Source organism: uncultured Methanobrevibacter sp. (assembly GCF_946184425.1).
GTDB lineage: Archaea > Methanobacteriota > Methanobacteria > Methanobacteriales > Methanobacteriaceae > Methanocatella.
On sequence record NZ_CAMHFP010000012.1, the window covers coordinates 42,553 to 57,867 of the forward strand.

The 15,315-nt window shown below is 31.6% G+C and carries 15 protein-coding genes; 9 read left to right on the plus strand and 6 right to left on the minus strand.

What is annotated here, in order from left to right; genetic code table 11:
• Window positions 1–1,311 (plus strand): TldD/PmbA family protein, encoded by a 1,311-nt coding sequence (locus Q0P94_RS04010; RefSeq protein WP_295114030.1) that lies wholly within the window; start codon window positions 1–3, stop codon window positions 1,309–1,311.
• Window positions 1,312–1,327: 16 nt separating this feature from the next.
• Here the strand turns inward: Q0P94_RS04010 and Q0P94_RS04015 are convergent, their stop codons facing one another.
• The 3 genes from Q0P94_RS04015 to glp are packed head-to-tail and all read right to left on the minus strand — an operon-like array spanning window position 1,328 to window position 3,299.
• Entirely contained in the window at window positions 1,328–1,576 is a 249-nt protein-coding gene (locus Q0P94_RS04015) for a hypothetical protein (RefSeq protein ID WP_295114032.1), read from the minus strand.
• Between the two features lie 8 nt (window positions 1,577–1,584).
• The gene (locus Q0P94_RS04020) at window positions 1,585–2,046 is read right to left on the minus strand and encodes a GyrI-like domain-containing protein (RefSeq protein ID WP_295114034.1); all 462 of its coding nucleotides are present in this window, start codon (window positions 2,044–2,046) and stop codon (window positions 1,585–1,587) included.
• A gap of 26 nt (window positions 2,047–2,072) precedes the next feature.
• On the minus strand, window positions 2,073–3,299 hold the full coding sequence (gene glp / locus Q0P94_RS04025; RefSeq protein WP_295114036.1) for a gephyrin-like molybdotransferase Glp: 1,227 nt from the start codon (window positions 3,297–3,299) through the stop codon (window positions 2,073–2,075).
• Between the two features lie 72 nt (window positions 3,300–3,371).
• Between glp and eif1A the strand changes: the two genes are divergently transcribed.
• The 5 genes from eif1A to Q0P94_RS04050 all read left to right on the plus strand — a co-directional run bounded on the left by eif1A (window position 3,372) and on the right by Q0P94_RS04050 (window position 8,409).
• The gene (gene eif1A / locus Q0P94_RS04030; RefSeq protein WP_295114038.1) at window positions 3,372–3,713 is read left to right on the plus strand and encodes a translation initiation factor eIF-1A; all 342 of its coding nucleotides are present in this window, start codon (window positions 3,372–3,374) and stop codon (window positions 3,711–3,713) included.
• Between the two features lie 28 nt (window positions 3,714–3,741).
• Window positions 3,742–4,515 carry a serine protein kinase RIO gene (locus Q0P94_RS04035; RefSeq protein WP_295114040.1) on the plus strand — a complete coding sequence of 258 codons (774 nt, stop codon included), beginning with the start codon at window positions 3,742–3,744 and terminating at the stop codon, window positions 4,513–4,515.
• A gap of 104 nt (window positions 4,516–4,619) precedes the next feature.
• A complete protein-coding gene (locus tag Q0P94_RS04040) occupies window positions 4,620–5,237 on the plus strand; it encodes a KH domain-containing protein (protein ID WP_295114042.1) in 618 nt (205 codons plus the stop codon).
• Between the two features lie 370 nt (window positions 5,238–5,607).
• The gene (top6B, locus tag Q0P94_RS04045; protein ID WP_295114044.1) at window positions 5,608–7,311 is read left to right on the plus strand and encodes a DNA topoisomerase VI subunit B; all 1,704 of its coding nucleotides are present in this window, start codon (window positions 5,608–5,610) and stop codon (window positions 7,309–7,311) included.
• Between the two features lie 9 nt (window positions 7,312–7,320).
• Window positions 7,321–8,409, plus strand: a complete 1,089-nt coding sequence (locus Q0P94_RS04050) for a DNA topoisomerase IV subunit A (RefSeq protein WP_295114046.1) — start codon at window positions 7,321–7,323, stop codon at window positions 8,407–8,409.
• A 165-nt stretch (window positions 8,410–8,574) separates the two neighbouring features.
• Here the strand turns inward: Q0P94_RS04050 and Q0P94_RS04055 are convergent, their stop codons facing one another.
• Window positions 8,575–8,874: an STAS domain-containing protein gene (locus Q0P94_RS04055; RefSeq protein WP_295114047.1), complete on the minus strand. Its 300-nt coding sequence runs from the start codon at window positions 8,872–8,874 to the stop codon at window positions 8,575–8,577.
• Window positions 8,875–9,017: 143 nt separating this feature from the next.
• On the opposite strand from Q0P94_RS04055, the gene Q0P94_RS04060 reads away from it, so the two are divergent.
• From Q0P94_RS04060 to Q0P94_RS04070, 3 genes are all read left to right on the plus strand, one after another.
• The gene (locus tag Q0P94_RS04060) at window positions 9,018–9,290 is read left to right on the plus strand and encodes a metal-sensing transcriptional repressor (protein WP_295114049.1); all 273 of its coding nucleotides are present in this window, start codon (window positions 9,018–9,020) and stop codon (window positions 9,288–9,290) included.
• 62 nt (window positions 9,291–9,352) lie between these two features.
• Window positions 9,353–11,215 (plus strand): cation-translocating P-type ATPase, encoded by a 1,863-nt coding sequence (locus Q0P94_RS04065; RefSeq protein ID WP_295114051.1) that lies wholly within the window; start codon window positions 9,353–9,355, stop codon window positions 11,213–11,215.
• Window positions 11,216–11,248: 33 nt separating this feature from the next.
• Window positions 11,249–11,452, plus strand: a complete 204-nt coding sequence (locus tag Q0P94_RS04070; protein ID WP_295114053.1) for a heavy-metal-associated domain-containing protein — start codon at window positions 11,249–11,251, stop codon at window positions 11,450–11,452.
• A 21-nt stretch (window positions 11,453–11,473) separates the two neighbouring features.
• Here the strand turns inward: Q0P94_RS04070 and Q0P94_RS04075 are convergent, their stop codons facing one another.
• Both Q0P94_RS04075 and Q0P94_RS04080 read right to left on the minus strand, forming a co-directional pair.
• Window positions 11,474–13,351: a PP2C family protein-serine/threonine phosphatase gene (locus tag Q0P94_RS04075; RefSeq protein WP_295114055.1), complete on the minus strand. Its 1,878-nt coding sequence runs from the start codon at window positions 13,349–13,351 to the stop codon at window positions 11,474–11,476.
• Window positions 13,352–15,315 (minus strand): PP2C family protein-serine/threonine phosphatase (locus Q0P94_RS04080; protein WP_295114057.1); only part of this gene is annotated, 1,964 nt, incomplete at its 5' end.

Sequence of the window (15,315 nt, forward strand, 5' to 3'; positions counted from 1 at the left end):
ATGATTTATGAAATGGCTGAAAAAGCAAAAAAAGAAGTTGAAAATAAATGTGATGCTTTTGAAATTTATGTTGATGAATCCAAATCAATTGAACTCGATTCTAAACAGGATGAATTGAACTTTGCAAAGGAAGAAATTGAAACCGGAATAGGAATTCGAGTAATTAAAGACAATAAAATTGGATTTGCATTTACATCAAACTTAAATAAAATTTCTGAAATTGCAAAACAATCCATTGAAAATACAAAATTAAATAAAGTTGATGAAAATTACTCATTTGCAGAAGTGGAAACCGTAAAAGATGTTCATAATGTGTATGATAAGAAATTCAATGATTTAAACTTAGACGAATCCGTGGAATTATTGAAAAGTGTTATTTCACAAGCAACAGATAGCGGATGTGAAGTTACCGGATCAGGTTTCTCAGCAACCGCAGGAAAATCTTTGATATTGAATTCAAATGGAGTTTCCATAGAAAATGAAGGAACTGGATTTGGCATGGGATTGTCTGTAACAATCCAAAATGAGGGTGAAATTGCAACAGCATATAATTCAACATCCTCAAGGTTCTATGACTTGGATGGTGAAAAACTAGCTACTGAAGTGTGTGATTTAGCTAAAAATTCCTTAAACGCCAAACCCATAGAAACTGACAATTATAGTGTTGTTTTAGATTATTATGCTGCCACAGGACTTCTTCAAACATTCCTAAATGCATTTGACGGTGAAAATGTGAGAAGAGGAAGATCTATTTTAAAAGATAAAATAGGTATCGAAATAACAAATCCTAAATTAAGCATCATTGACAATCCACTTTTGGAAAAAGGAATGTACACTACAAAATGTGATGGCGAAGGAACTGTTTCAAAAGCAACAGAATTAATTAAGAACGGTAAATTAAACTCATTTATTTATGACATCTATACTGCAAACAAAGTAGGTGCCGAAACAACTTCAAATGGATACCGAGGAAGTTATCTGACAACCCCAATGATTTCACAATCAAACCTTGAATTCAAGTTTGGTGAAATGAAAGACATGTCTGAAATTGATAAAGGAGTTTTAACTACAAGTGTGCTTGGAGCACATACTGCTAATCCAATTTCTGGAGACTTTTCAGTGGAAGCAAACAATGCATTTAAAATAGAAAAAGGTGAAATTACCGATCCAATTAACAAAGCGATGATTTCAGGAAACATTTTTGAAATCATGAAAAAAGTAGAAGGAATAAACTCTGAAATCAAACAATACGGACCATATATCATTCCTAAGCTGTTGGCCCATAACCTAAGGGTTGTCGGTCAAAATTAAAAAAAGAGAAAAAAAATTAAATTTTCTTTAATTTTTCTCGGTATCTGTTAATGGTGGACTGTGAATAGTCCTGAGTAAGATACTCTTTAGTTAATTGCTTATTATTGTCAAAATCATTTATTTTTTCTTTAACGATTTTGTCAATATCTTTATCCAATTTTTTAAGCTGCTTTTCAAACGCATATTCTGATTTTCTCATATTTAAATTGGATTTACGAGCAAGTTTTTCAACTTGTTCATCTATATTTTCCTCTTTTTTAGGCATAAAATCACCTACATTTCGATAATCGGCAATTGAATTTCAGTAACGTAATCTTTTTCATCATCACAATTGTGGAAATTCTTTATTAAAACTTCTTTTGGGGAACCTATAATATCATAATGATTTTTCTGAGCGATTTCAACAAGTTCAGCATAAGTATCCATAATAGTATCCGCCGGCCCGTAATGGACACCTGACAATACCTTATTTTCAATCATGTCAACAACACGAATCATATCCTTTTCATCTGCATCTTCTTTAATTGCAATACTTACATCATATACAGCATCACCTTGATTTACTTCATGTCTTGGTGAGAAATAAACGATGAAAGGCTCACCCTCATATTCTATCTCTTCAGCATCAACCCAGCCCATCAATTTAGAAACCAAAATTTCCAAATCTGAAATTGGTCCTTTATAATTAATAACCGCTAATTTTTGTTCTGGAATCACTTTAACTTCACTTTCCATTAATAACACCTACTAAAATTTTAATCTTAATTAAATAAATAAACTTCTACTTTTTCACCTTCATCCAAAAGTTCGACTGATTTTGGAACTTTGACATAACCATCAGCACTAGAAAGTGAGAAAATTGCTCCTGAATCTTTAAATATCGGTTGGACATCTTCACCATTAACTTTTACCAACTGATATTGCATACGACCAACAGGAGAATGAATTCTCCTAGTCATTTTGCCTTTAACCGTTTTAAGCTCAAAATCCTTATCAATTCCTGCCAATTTTGTTAAAGGCTGAGCAACGAAAGCATTGAATATCATTAAAGCTGAAACAGGATTGCCCGGAAGACCTATAACTAATTTTTCATCAATTACGCCCACTATAGTTGGTTTGCCCGGCTGGACTGAAATTCCATGAATGTAAACTTCACCCAATTCATCCAAAACATGTTTCAATACATCACCAAGACCTGCAGAAGTTCCTCCAGAACATAGCAATACATCAACTTCATTAAGGGATTCTGTAATCTTTTCTTTTACTTCATCATAGTTGTCCCTCATGATTCCAAGGAATTTCGCATTGGCCCCACAGGAAACTGCATCATTTTTAATCATGTTTCCGTTAACATCATATATTTTACCATATGACAACTCTTCACCCTGCATCATTATTTCATTTCCGGAGGATATAACACCTACAGAAGGTTTTTTGTAAACTTCAATAGTTTCAAAACCCTGTGAAAGCAAAACTCCAATTTTACCAGGATTTAAGAAATCACCTTTTTTAAGAATCAATTTACCTTCTTCAATGTCTGATCCTTTTTTAGCAACATCCTGAGAGGGAGTTGCAGTTGTAAGAAGATTGACCTTACCATCATCCAATTTTTCACAGTATTCAACCATGATTACAGATTCAGCCCCTTCAGGCATAGCTGCACCAGTACTGATTTCAATGCATTTACCTTTTTCAACTTTTTTATCCGTTGTGGAACCTGCTTCCAAAAAATCAATGATTTCAAGAGTATTCGGTGATTCTTCTGAAGCTCCAAAACTGTCTTCAGACAAAATTGCGAATCCATCCTTTAATGCCTTATTAAATGGAGGAAAATCCATTCTGGAGTAAACATCCTCATATAAAATTCTACCGTAAGCTTCACTTACATCAATCTCCTCGCTTTGAGGTTTGATATTGTCATCGAATAATTTTTGAATGATATCAATTGCCTCATCGCATTCCTTAATTTTTAAAAATTCAGTACCCATAGTATCCTCTTTATATAATATCCAATAACTTAATATATAATATCTTGATAAATATATAAATAATTTAATCTTATGCTTAAAAGCTATTATATTTTTGGAGGAGAGTATTTGTCTAAACCTAATCAAAATCAACAACAAGAATACAGAAGGGTAAGAACTCCTAAAAAAGGAGAAATCCCTGGAGTAGTTGAACAAATTATGGGACACGGAAAATTAAAAGTCCGCTGTGCTGATGGAAATATCCGGATGACTAGAATTCCTGGAAAAATGAAAAAACGTATTTGGATTCGTGAAGGAGATGTAATCCTCGTTAAACCATGGGATTTCCAGGCAGATGAAAAAGCTGATGTGATCTGGAGATACACAAAAACTGAATCCAATTGGCTTGAAAGAAAAGGCTACCTAAAAATGTAAGCCTTTATTACTTATTTTTTTGATTTAAATGGATCCTAAAGTTGCTAAAGCTGATGCTAAACATCAAAAATTACATTCCCAAAAAAGAAAAAAGGACAGTTCCGATAGAAAAACCGGTAATGAAATTTTTGACAAAATTACATTAGAAACATTATACAAATTAGCTAACCAAGGATACATTGACATTTTAAATGGTGCAATAAGTACCGGCAAGGAAGCTAATGTACTTACAGGCATTACCGACAATGAAAAATTCGTAGCAGTCAAAATATATAGAATTGCTACATCTGATTTTAAAAAAATGGATTATTACCTCAAAGGTGATCCAAGATTTAACATAAAAACAAAAAACAAAAGAAAAATTATTTATTCATGGGTTACAAAAGAGTTTAAAAACTTAACCAGACTTTATCAGGCCGGAGTAAATGTTCCAAAACCAATTACCAGTGCAAATAATGTATTGCTTATAGAATTTATTGGAGACGATGATGGAAATCCGGCACAGCCTGTTAAAAACCAACCACCAAAAAATCCAGATGAATTTTTCAACAAATTATTGGTTCAATTGAAACTGTTCGTAAACGAAGCAAAGTTAGTTCATGGAGATTTATCCAATTATAACATCTTAAATTTAAATGAAGAACCAGTAATTATCGATGTTTCACAGTCCGTTGTTCTTGACAACCCTATTTCAAAAGAACTGCTTGAAAGAGACATTAACACTCTTGTTCGCGAATACAGCAAGTTAGGTGTTAAAACTAATTTTGATGAAATTTGGGAATATGTCAATCCTAAATTTTAATACAAACATTTAAAAATAATAAAACTTTAAATTCTATCTACTTTTTAGAAATTATTAAATAAAATAGATTTAATAAATATTATTAACTAAAAAAAGGTGATATTATGCCAGAAACAGATTATTTGAAAATACCTCAAAATAGAGTAGGGGCATTGATTGGAAGCAATGGAAGCGTGAAAAAATCCATTGAAAAAGCAACTGGAACCCTTCTGGACATTGATAGTGATGAAGGTACAGTTTATATCACACCTGGAGAAAATATGGAAGACCCACTAGGAGTTTGGAATGCAAACCATATCGTAAAAGCTGTGGCTCGTGGATTTAATCCGGAAGTTGCTCTTAAATTAGTTAGTGACGAAATATATCTGGAAGTAATCAGCCTGCCATTATACATAGGAAAATCCAAAAAAGCCCTTGCAAGACACAAAGGTAGAATCATTGGAAAAGATGGTAAAACACGTGAAATAATCATGGAAATGGCTGAAGTTGACATGGCAGTTTACGGCAAAACTGTTTCATTAATCGGTGAAATGGACAACATCATGGTTGCAAAAGAAGCTATTGAAATGATTTTGAATGGTTCCAGACATAAATCTGTTTATGGATTCTTAGAACACAAAAAAGAAACACTTAAAATGAAAGAATTCAAGGATTTAGTTGGAATAGAAGATGATAAAATCGAATTCAAAGATGGAATTGAATTTGATGAAAATGATTTTTAGGAGTATGACTCCTAAACCTTATTTTTTTTAAATTAACTTAATGCCAGTGAAAATTTATTTTTTATGGAGTCAAATTAAACTCAATTTTATGAATTGGAATAAAGATTACAAAATTAAATCAATTTAATAAAAGATACCTATAAAAATTACAGAGATAATGGCAAAGCATTATATACTGAAACCCACATATATAGATAGCATAGTATAAAAACTATAATTTTTACATGTTTTTAAATTATTATTTTACCACATATTTAAACAAGTTAGATAGGGTACTGTATAAATATTACTTTTCAAATGCTCTCTAAGTTGATTTAAATATATCAAGCCATAATAAATTTAGACATATATACATAAAGGAGGAAAAATTTTGGCTCAACAACAAGTAGGACTTGATTGGGAAGAGGACTTTCAAAGGTTAACCCCATCACAGTTCTTTAGAAAAAACAAGCAAATGCTCGGATTCACCGGTAAAATCCGTTCATTGACTATTGTTTTCCACGAATTGATCACAAACAGTTTTGACGCATGTGAAGAATCTAAAATATTACCTGATATCGATATTGAGTTAAAACGTGTTGATAAAGAACATTACATCTTAAGACACAGAGATAATGGACCTGGAATCCCTGAAGACTATGTTATGCAGGTATACTGTATGATGTTTGCAGGATCAAAATTCAGAAACATCCAGTCAAGAGGTCAGCAAGGTTTGGGTTGTAGTGGTTGTGTACTCTTATCCCAAATGACCACCGGTAAACCGGCTCACGTAATTTCATGCTATAAAGATGGAGATGAAATTAAAGGAGTTAAAATGAAATTCCAAATGGATGTTGAAAACAACCGTGGAATTTTAATGGAAAGAGAGGATTACCCTGCAGAAAGCACAGGAGTATGTATTGAATTGCAATTCAAAGAAGTATCCTACTCCTTAGCCGAACAAGGTGCTTTTGAATACATCAGAAGAACAATGATTGGTAACCCTCATGCAAAAATTACTTTCAGAGACCCGTCAGGACACAAATATATCTTCAAAAGAGCAGCAGATATTGTTCCAGTACAACCTAAAGAAGTATTACCACACCCTAAAGGTGTAAGTGCTGATGACTTGATGACAATGGCGAAAAATACTGACAGCAGAAGATACAAAAGCATGTTGACTTCATCAATGTCAAGAATGTCTGCCAAAAGAGTAGATGAAATAGCAGAAATGACAGGAATAGACATGAACAAACGTCCAAAAGACATGACTTTCCAAGAAGCTGAAGCTATTGTCCACTGCTTCAAAAAAATGAAATTTATGGCACCTCCAACCGACGGACTTATACCAATTGGATCAGAACAGATTGAAAAAGGTATGAAACAAATATTAAAACCTGAATTTGTAACCACAATTACAAGAAAACCGGTTACCTATGCGGGAGGGGTTTCATTTATTATTGAAGCAGGTCTTGCCTATGGAGGAAATGCAGGTAGAGTAGTAAATGAACAGAGAAAATCTGAAATCATGAGATTTGCAAATAGAGTTCCATTGACTTTTGATGCCGGAAGCTGTGCTATTACAGAAGCACTTAAAAGTATTGACTGGAAACGTTATGGACTTAAAGATATGGATAGCACCCCGTTAACATTATTTGTAAATATCATCTCAACACAAGTCCCTTACCTCTCAACAGGTAAACAAAGTGTATCTCCAGAGCCTGAAATCGTCCATGAAATCAGACAAGCAACCATGAAATTAGCTCGTAAACTTCAAAAACACCTTAGAGCAAAAAGAGCAGCTAAAGAAAAAGAAAAACGTTCAAAAGTATTTGAAGAATATGTCCCCGTAATTATTGAAGAAGCTGCAAAACTTGGTGAAACCGGAGTTCCTGAATATCAGGAAGTACTGGCAAAAGTTACTAAAAGAGCACTTGCAGAATTGCTTGGAGAAAAAGTTGAAGAAGAAGAGGAAGAAGAAGAACTTGATGCACTCATTATGGAAGAAGTTGATGAATTTGGACGCACCGTTGATGGTGAAAATACCACATTAGATAACTTTGATGGAGATAATGATGAGGAGTTTGAGGAATAGGTGATTTAAATGACTGATGTAAAAAAATCACATAAAGAGGAAAGAAAACAATACACTCTTAACAAACTTACCGGATTAGGTCAAGAGATTATCGAAAACATTGAACAGAAAAAAGTTCCTAGTATCAGAGTCCCTTCCAGAGGAACTGGGAACATTGTTTACGATGATGCTAAAAGATACTATGTATTAGGAGACAGATTCGGAAAAAGGTCTTTAGGTAACGTGAAACAAATCAGAAAATTGGGCCAAATGGTTTATGTAGGTAATTTCTGTAAAGACCTTGTAGCACGTGAAAAAACCGCAACCATCAGGGAAATGTATTATGTGTCTGAAGGTTGGGGAATAAGTTTTAAAACACAACAAGAATCCAACATTGTTGGAGAAGACTTGGAAGTAACTTTAGGTACTACCCGTGAAGAGTTAGGATTAATGCCTGAGGAAGATGGTGCATCCGTTTACGGAGATATCACCCTTTTAGATGAAGTGGAAGTTAATGCAGCACACATGGGAAAATCAGGTTATACCATTTCCCCTACCATTGATCAAGTGGAATTCTTGGATCATAAAGTGGACAAAGTATTGGCAGTGGAAACCATGGGAATGTTCCACAGATTAGTTCAGGAAAATGCACATAAAAGATTTAACTGTTTGATTGTTGGGCTAAAAGGACAAGCTGCACGTGCAACAAGAAGATTCATTAAAAGAGTAAATGAAGAGCTTGGATTACCAGTTTACATCTGTAACGACGGAGACCCTTGGGGATTCCACATTGCACAGGTTATTATTTCAGGAAGTGCAAAATTAGCTCACGTTAACCATCAGTTAGCTACTCCAGATGCTAAATTCATTGGAGTAACTGCATCAGACATTATCAATTATGACTTGCCAACTGATAAACTCAAAGATGTTGACGTTATGAGACTTAAAGAGCTTTCTAAAGACCCAAGGTACAAAGATGAATTCTGGCAAACAGAAATCAAAAAAATGCTTAAGATTGGTAAGAAAGCAGAACAGCAATCTTTTTCAAAATATGGGCTCGAGTATGTAGTAGACACCTACTTCCCGGCCAAATTTGAAGAAATGGAAAATCAAGCATAGTCTTGAAATTTTCCTCCTTTTTTTTATTTTTTTAAATTATATCAATTAAATTTTAAAACAGATTTTATCTTTAAAAAAGATAATTAACTAAAAAAAAGACTCTTTTTAATATAAAATATAAAAGTAACAATAGCTCAATAAAATAAGCTATTTAATTAAAAAAAATTATTTGATTGTCAAAATTTTATCAAAACCAGACATTGAAAATATTTCTTTAATAGTATCATTTGCATTAACTATAACAAATGGAATATCATCAGGTTTTAATTTTTTCTGAACTAAAACCAATACTCTTAAACCAGCACTGGAAATATATTCTAAATTGCTTAAATCAAGAGTTAATGAGTCAAATTTACCCATTTCATCCATTATTTCATTTTCAAAATCAGGAGCAGTAACGGTATCAATACGATTTCCAACTTCAATTGTTAAATCTTTATCATTATAATTTTTTATAATATCCATGATATCTCCTACCATAATCTAAATAATTATAAGATTTTTAAATAATTTAAAGTTTTTGATAAATTAATTCATAACTTAATCATAAACTAAAGGTTTATATATAGTGATACATATATACCCATATAGGTATAGGTTGTGTTATTTTGAAACAATGTATGGATAGTGAGAATTTACATAGAAGACTGAAAAAAATCATAGGCCAGATAAATGCTATAGACCGTATGATTGATGAAGATATTCCATGTGAACAAATATTAATGCAAGTAAATGCATCGAAATCAGCATTACACAAAGTTGGACACATTATTGTCGAAGGACATTTGGAACATTGCGTTAAAGAAGCTATAGAAAATGGAGATTCAGACGATGCACTAGGAGATATTTCTTCAATATTGGAATACTACTCCAGACTTTAATTTTTTTTAAAATAACTTTATATACCTATGGGGGTATACCTATACTATTGGGGCTGTTTAATATGAATTTGAAATTTGACAAAAAACAAAAGATAGATATTACATTGATTGTGATTTCCACAATGAGCATTATCGCAAGTTTTACATTATCTATTAACTATCTCTCTTGGGTTGCTATAATACTTTGTGGAATACCCATATTTAAAGAATGTATAGATGGATTAATTACCGAATTTGACATAACTGCAGATTTGCTTGTCTCAATAGCCATTATTGCATCAGTAATTATTGGAGAGATATTTGCTGCAGGAGAAATTGCAACAATTATGGCAATCGGAGGATTTTTAGAAGAATATACCGTATCAAAAACACAAGGCAAAATAGAAGAACTCGTAAACATCACTCCTCAAAAAGCAACAAGAATTAAAAATGGCATTGAAGAAAAAATATCATTAGCTGAAATAAAAATTGGAGATATCCTAAAAGTATTACCTGGCGAAAGCATTCCAACTGATGGAATAATCACAAATGGAGAAACATCCATAAATCAATCAACATTAACAGGAGAATCACTACCTGTCGATAAAGTTGCAAAGGATAACGTTTTTAGCGGCACCATAAATCTTTATGGATCATTTACCATGAAAGCAACAAAGACTGCAGAAAACAGTTCTCTTCAAAAATTAATTAAACTTGTAGAATCATCAAAACCAGAAAATGCAAAAATCGTGAGAACCGCTGACAAATGGGCCAAATGGATTGTACTGATCGCATTTTTCTCATCAATCTTAACTTATATATTCACAGGAGATATAATAAGGTCCGTTACAATTCTAGTAGTATTTTGTCCATGTGCATTAGTTCTTGCTACACCTACAGCTATCATGGCAAGCATTGGAAATCTGACAAAACATGGAATTTTAGTTAAAGACGGAGAATCCATTGAAGAATTGGCACAGGTTAATGAATTGATATTTGACAAAACAGGGACTTTAACTTATGGAACACCAAAAGTGACCCGCACCCAATCAAAAAATGTAGATGAAATGATGCTTTTACTTGCATCGCTCGAATCAAAATCAGAGCACCCTTTAGCTAAATCAATAGTTAATTACTATGGTAAAAAAGATTTAAAAGATGTAGATAACTTTGAAATGATAATTGGAAAAGGAGTAAAAGGAAAAATTGATGGCAATTTGGTACTTGCCGGGAACAGAAGACTTTTTGACATCGAAAATATTGAAATTTCACAAAAGACTCATTTACACAGCAATGAAACTGAAATAATTGTAGCTAAAAACAATGAAATTTTAGGAAATGTAATACTATCAGATATCCTAAGGCACAATTCAAAGAACACCATCAGACAATTAAAAAATATGGGAATCCAAACAACATTGCTTACTGGAGATAATGAAAAAACAGGATCATACATAGCTAAGGAAGTTGGAGTTTCAAATGCAGAATTTGAATGCATGCCCGAAAATAAAAGTGCATATATATCAAAAAGACAGTTAAAAAATAATAAGGTTGCCATGATAGGTGATGGAATTAACGATGCTCCATCACTTAAAAAAGCAAATGTAGGAATTTCAATGGGAAAAATTGGAAGTGATATATCTGTAGATGCTTCAAATATTACATTAATTAATGACAACATTGAGGAACTACCACATTTAATTGCAATATCACAAAAAACATTGAAAACAATTAAACTAAACATTTCTTTTTCATTAGGTTTAAACTTTTTAGCAATGGTCTTAGCAATTATAGGAATACTAAATCCAATAGTCGGAGCATTAATCCACAATATTGGGTCAGTCATAGTAATAATATACTCAGCAACATTAGTTAACTACACACATACAAACAATGAATGCCAAAAATTAGGTATGACTAAAAGTTTAAATAATCCAATTACATAATACTACATATCAATAAAAAAAGAGTGATTTAAAATGGCTGAAAAAGAAATTAAAGTTGTAGGAATGCACTGCCCATCATGTGTAAATGCTGTTGAACTTTGTTTAAAAGATGTTGATGGAATTGATGATGCTAAAGCAGATTTAGATTCTGGAATAACAAAAATTACAATGTCTGAAGATGTTAGTGATGCAGACATTAATGAAGCTGTTGAAGAAGCAGGTTTCAAAGTAGAATAATTCTACTTACTTTTCTTTTTTTTATTTGAATTTAACTATCAACATTGTCATATCATCAAATTGCTCCTGATAATCACAATATCTATCAATATCCTCCTTAACAGATGATATTATTACATCGAGATTATCTGAAGAATGTTTATTCAATATTTCCTTTAAACGGTCTTCACCATAAAAACCGTTATACTCAGTATTGGCTTCAGTTATACCATCAGTATATAAGAATAATTCATCATCAGGACTTAATTTTATTGAATGAACTTTATAATCCACATCTTCCATAATGCCCAAAACCAAACCAGAATCTATATTTAAATATTCAAAAGAATTGTTTTGTTTTAATAAAGGAGGATTATGACCAGCATTAACCAGATGTAATTTACCTGTTTTTAAATTTAGTTTTCCCAACAAAGAAGTTACAAAATGATTTTCATCATTCCTTTCATAAATCAAATTGTTTACTTCAGAAAAACACTCAGACAAATCCTCGTAGTGTTTAGCATAATCTTGAATTAAGGTCATTGCTTCAACCATTACCAACGCCGCAGAAACTCCCTTGCCACTAACATCCCCAATTACGAATCCGATATTTTCATCATCAATTTGGAAATAATCATAGAAATCTCCACCTACCTCATGTGCAGCTTCCACAAAACCCCAAATTTCAAAATTCTTATTTTCACAGAATTTATCATAATCAGTCGGAATCATCGAAGATTGGATAGAATCTGCCAAATACAATTCAGTTTCATATCTTTCATTTTCAGCTGTGACTTCAAGCAGTTTCTCACGATATTTAGCAACATCCCCTTCCATCTTAATCAGTGAATCTGCCAAAAATTTAATCTCATTGTCTAAAGATATTGATTCCAGATTTTCTTTTATCTTTAAATTCTCATCACCCTTACCCGTATCAAAATTAAGTGAATTGGATATCTTATTTAAAGGGTTGGTGACATTCTTTTCCAGGAAATATAAGTAAAACAAGAAAGGAACAACAAATAATATTAAAAATGTAAAAATATCATTTGAAAATTTAAAAATCTGATAGTACATTCCACCATTTTTAATTAATTCTAAAATCATTTGATAGTTATTGAAAATATATGAACCCGCCATCATTACTTCTATCATAAAAAAAATCAAGAACACGGAAAATGTCATTTTTTGGATTAAATTAATATTGATAACCCGTTTAAGTTTGAACACAGACGATTCATATGGTCTAAACAAATAGATGATTGCCACTGGAATTATAAACAACATCAGATTCATATCATCAAATGTAATGAAAACTATTATTCCAGAAACAGTCAAAAAAATCCACATGATAGAAAATACCTTTTCGGGTAAAATTGATCTGAACTGTTTTTGAGGAGTGTAAACTGGAATTTTAAAGTAGTTGATTATATATATTACACCCATCATCAACAACATTGAGATTGGAAAAGATGTTTCGAAATCAAAGAACAGCCCATATTCAATAGGTAAAAATCCAGTAATTCTAATTGCTGCATAAAAACAAGCATACACTACGAATATTTTAATAAAACTAGCATAATTACCTAAATTTGGAATATCAAAGCCAAATCTGGATAAACAGGAATACCATAATTTCCAAACTAATGTCCCTGCAATAAACAATATAACAGAATCAAACAGATAATAATACCAATGAACACTATCAAAAATAATACCTATGCAAATTTGAGATATAGCACAACCCAATGCTGCAAATGGCCCCCATATAACACATAAAATTGGAATTACAAAAATATCTGCAGCAAATTCAAATCCTCCCAAGACAATGAATGCAAACACCATTGTAATAAATTCCATCAATATGGAAAACAATAAAATAAATTTTTTAGAAAGGAGTAAATTGCGAACATTAACCATCTAATCACCATTGAATTTAATTATAAGCATTGTCAAATCATCAAATTGTTCTTTAGTACCACAATACCTAAATATATCTTCATTAATTTCATATATTATCTGACTTAATTTTTGATCTTTATTTTTATTAATAACATCTTTTAATCTATCTTCACCATAAAAACCATGATAATCATTATTGGCTTCAGTTAACCCATCAGTATATAAAAATACCATATCTCCAGATTTTAAATTGAGTTTATGCTCAGTATACAGCATGTCATCCATTACCCCCAAAACCAAATCTGATGAAGTATTCAAATATTCAAAATCACCATTATCCCGCCTCAGCAAAGGAGGATTATGACCCGCATTTACAAAAGACAATTCGCCAGTTCTAATATTTAATTTGCCAATCCATGATGTTACAAATAAATTATCACTATTTCTCCCACATGACAAATTATTAACATTTTCGTATACCTCCGAGAGATTATCATGGAACTTGGAATGATTTTTAATTAAATGCATTGTTTTAACCATGAATAAAGCTGCAGGAATACCTTTACCACTGACATCCCCTATTACAAATACAATATTATCATCATCTATTGTGAAATAATCATAAAAATCACCACCCACTTCTCTTGCAGGACTCATATAGGCATTAATCTCAAAAGGCATACCTGATGAGAATACTTCAAAATCACTAGACAGCATGTTTATTTGAATGTTATGTGCAATATTGAATTCAGTTTCATATCTCTCATTTTCAATTGTAGATTTTTTAAGGTCATCCAAATTAGTTCTTATAAGTTTACTTAATGCATTGAATGAGTTAAACAGCACGGAAATATCATCCTCATTTTGCATGAAATTTTTCAGTCTGAATGAGACTTTTTTAGGAGTTTCCAATTTTCCTTCACTAATATAGTTATTTGTAGCATCAATCAAGACGTTAATTGGATTTGTTAAAATTTTTTCAACAAAATAAACATGAATCAAAGTAAGCAAAATCGAAATGCATATCAACACGCCCAGAGTAATCATGAAAATATAACCTGCATTCAATCCATTTAGAAAAGATACCCCCATTAATCTATTGAACATATTGTCAAAAATTCCAAAGGAAAATACCATCATGATAATTAAAAAGATAAAAATGATTTTTTCTATAATGGAATAATATTTAGAATATTGAATAGGACCAACATCAAAAGTATTTAAATTAAAAATAACTATAGAAGTGAAAGACAATATAAAGAAAATATAACTCCATACAGATTCTTTTAAAAATTCCTGAGTCATTCCAATAAATACCAATATCAGAATTACTGGAATGGCAAAATATTTATACGGAAAATTCAATCTGGTCACAAATTTTTTAGGTATTGTCAAAGGAATTTTAAGAATATTGAAAATACTAATTAAAATCAAAGAGTAAATCAGTGAAAAGTCAAAAAGATTGAATGCATATGAAATATGATTAGTGAAACTTGTTAAAGAATATAACTCACCCATAATAGACGGAAATACTAAACATGAAGTTAAAAACAACATCAAATACATTAAAGAACTTAAAAACATGACCAACAATAATTTCAAAATATTAAACAGGGAATCAAACTTAGGCGTGAACGAGTCCTTAGGAGGCAATAGATACCATAATTTATAAGAGAACACAGATATCAAAAATAGAATCAATGAATCCAAAAAGTTTGCAATGATATTTCCTCCCCAATACATCTCACTTATAAAAGTAGCGCAAGCAAAACCCAACCCTCCGACAGGGCCAAACATCAATCCAAAAACAGGAGCAAGTCCCATATCGGGAATAAAAAATCTTCCACCAATATTTATATGATTAAATACATAAAACATTGCCAATTCAATTATAAATGTGAAAATAAAAATGAACTTATAGTTTTTAAAGATTTTATTAAACATGAAAATTCCCCTTTGAACTGACAAAATAATCAAATATA

What these genes read in the sequence shown, in the direction of transcription:
- Q0P94_RS04050 (WP_295114046.1), top strand. Translation starts at nt 7,321, where the DNA reads ATGACTGATGTAAAAAAATCACATAAAGAGGAAAGAAAACAATACACT.
- Q0P94_RS04035 (WP_295114040.1), top strand. Translation starts at nt 3,742, where the DNA reads ATGGATCCTAAAGTTGCTAAAGCTGATGCTAAACATCAAAAATTACAT.
- eif1A (WP_295114038.1), top strand. Translation starts at nt 3,372, where the DNA reads ATGCTTAAAAGCTATTATATTTTTGGAGGAGAGTATTTGTCTAAACCT.
- Q0P94_RS04055 (WP_295114047.1), bottom strand. Translation starts at nt 8,874, where the DNA reads ATGGATATTATAAAAAATTATAATGATAAAGATTTAACAATTGAAGTT.
- Q0P94_RS04015 (WP_295114032.1), bottom strand. Translation starts at nt 1,576, where the DNA reads ATGCCTAAAAAAGAGGAAAATATAGATGAACAAGTTGAAAAACTTGCT.
- Q0P94_RS04020 (WP_295114034.1), bottom strand. Translation starts at nt 2,046, where the DNA reads ATGGAAAGTGAAGTTAAAGTGATTCCAGAACAAAAATTAGCGGTTATT.
- Q0P94_RS04040 (WP_295114042.1), top strand. Translation starts at nt 4,620, where the DNA reads ATGCCAGAAACAGATTATTTGAAAATACCTCAAAATAGAGTAGGGGCA.
- Q0P94_RS04075 (WP_295114055.1), bottom strand. Translation starts at nt 13,351, where the DNA reads ATGGTTAATGTTCGCAATTTACTCCTTTCTAAAAAATTTATTTTATTG.
- Q0P94_RS04070 (WP_295114053.1), top strand. Translation starts at nt 11,249, where the DNA reads ATGGCTGAAAAAGAAATTAAAGTTGTAGGAATGCACTGCCCATCATGT.
- Q0P94_RS04010 (WP_295114030.1), top strand. Translation starts at nt 1, where the DNA reads ATGATTTATGAAATGGCTGAAAAAGCAAAAAAAGAAGTTGAAAATAAA.
- Q0P94_RS04065 (WP_295114051.1), top strand. Translation starts at nt 9,353, where the DNA reads ATGAATTTGAAATTTGACAAAAAACAAAAGATAGATATTACATTGATT.
- glp (WP_295114036.1), bottom strand. Translation starts at nt 3,299, where the DNA reads ATGGGTACTGAATTTTTAAAAATTAAGGAATGCGATGAGGCAATTGAT.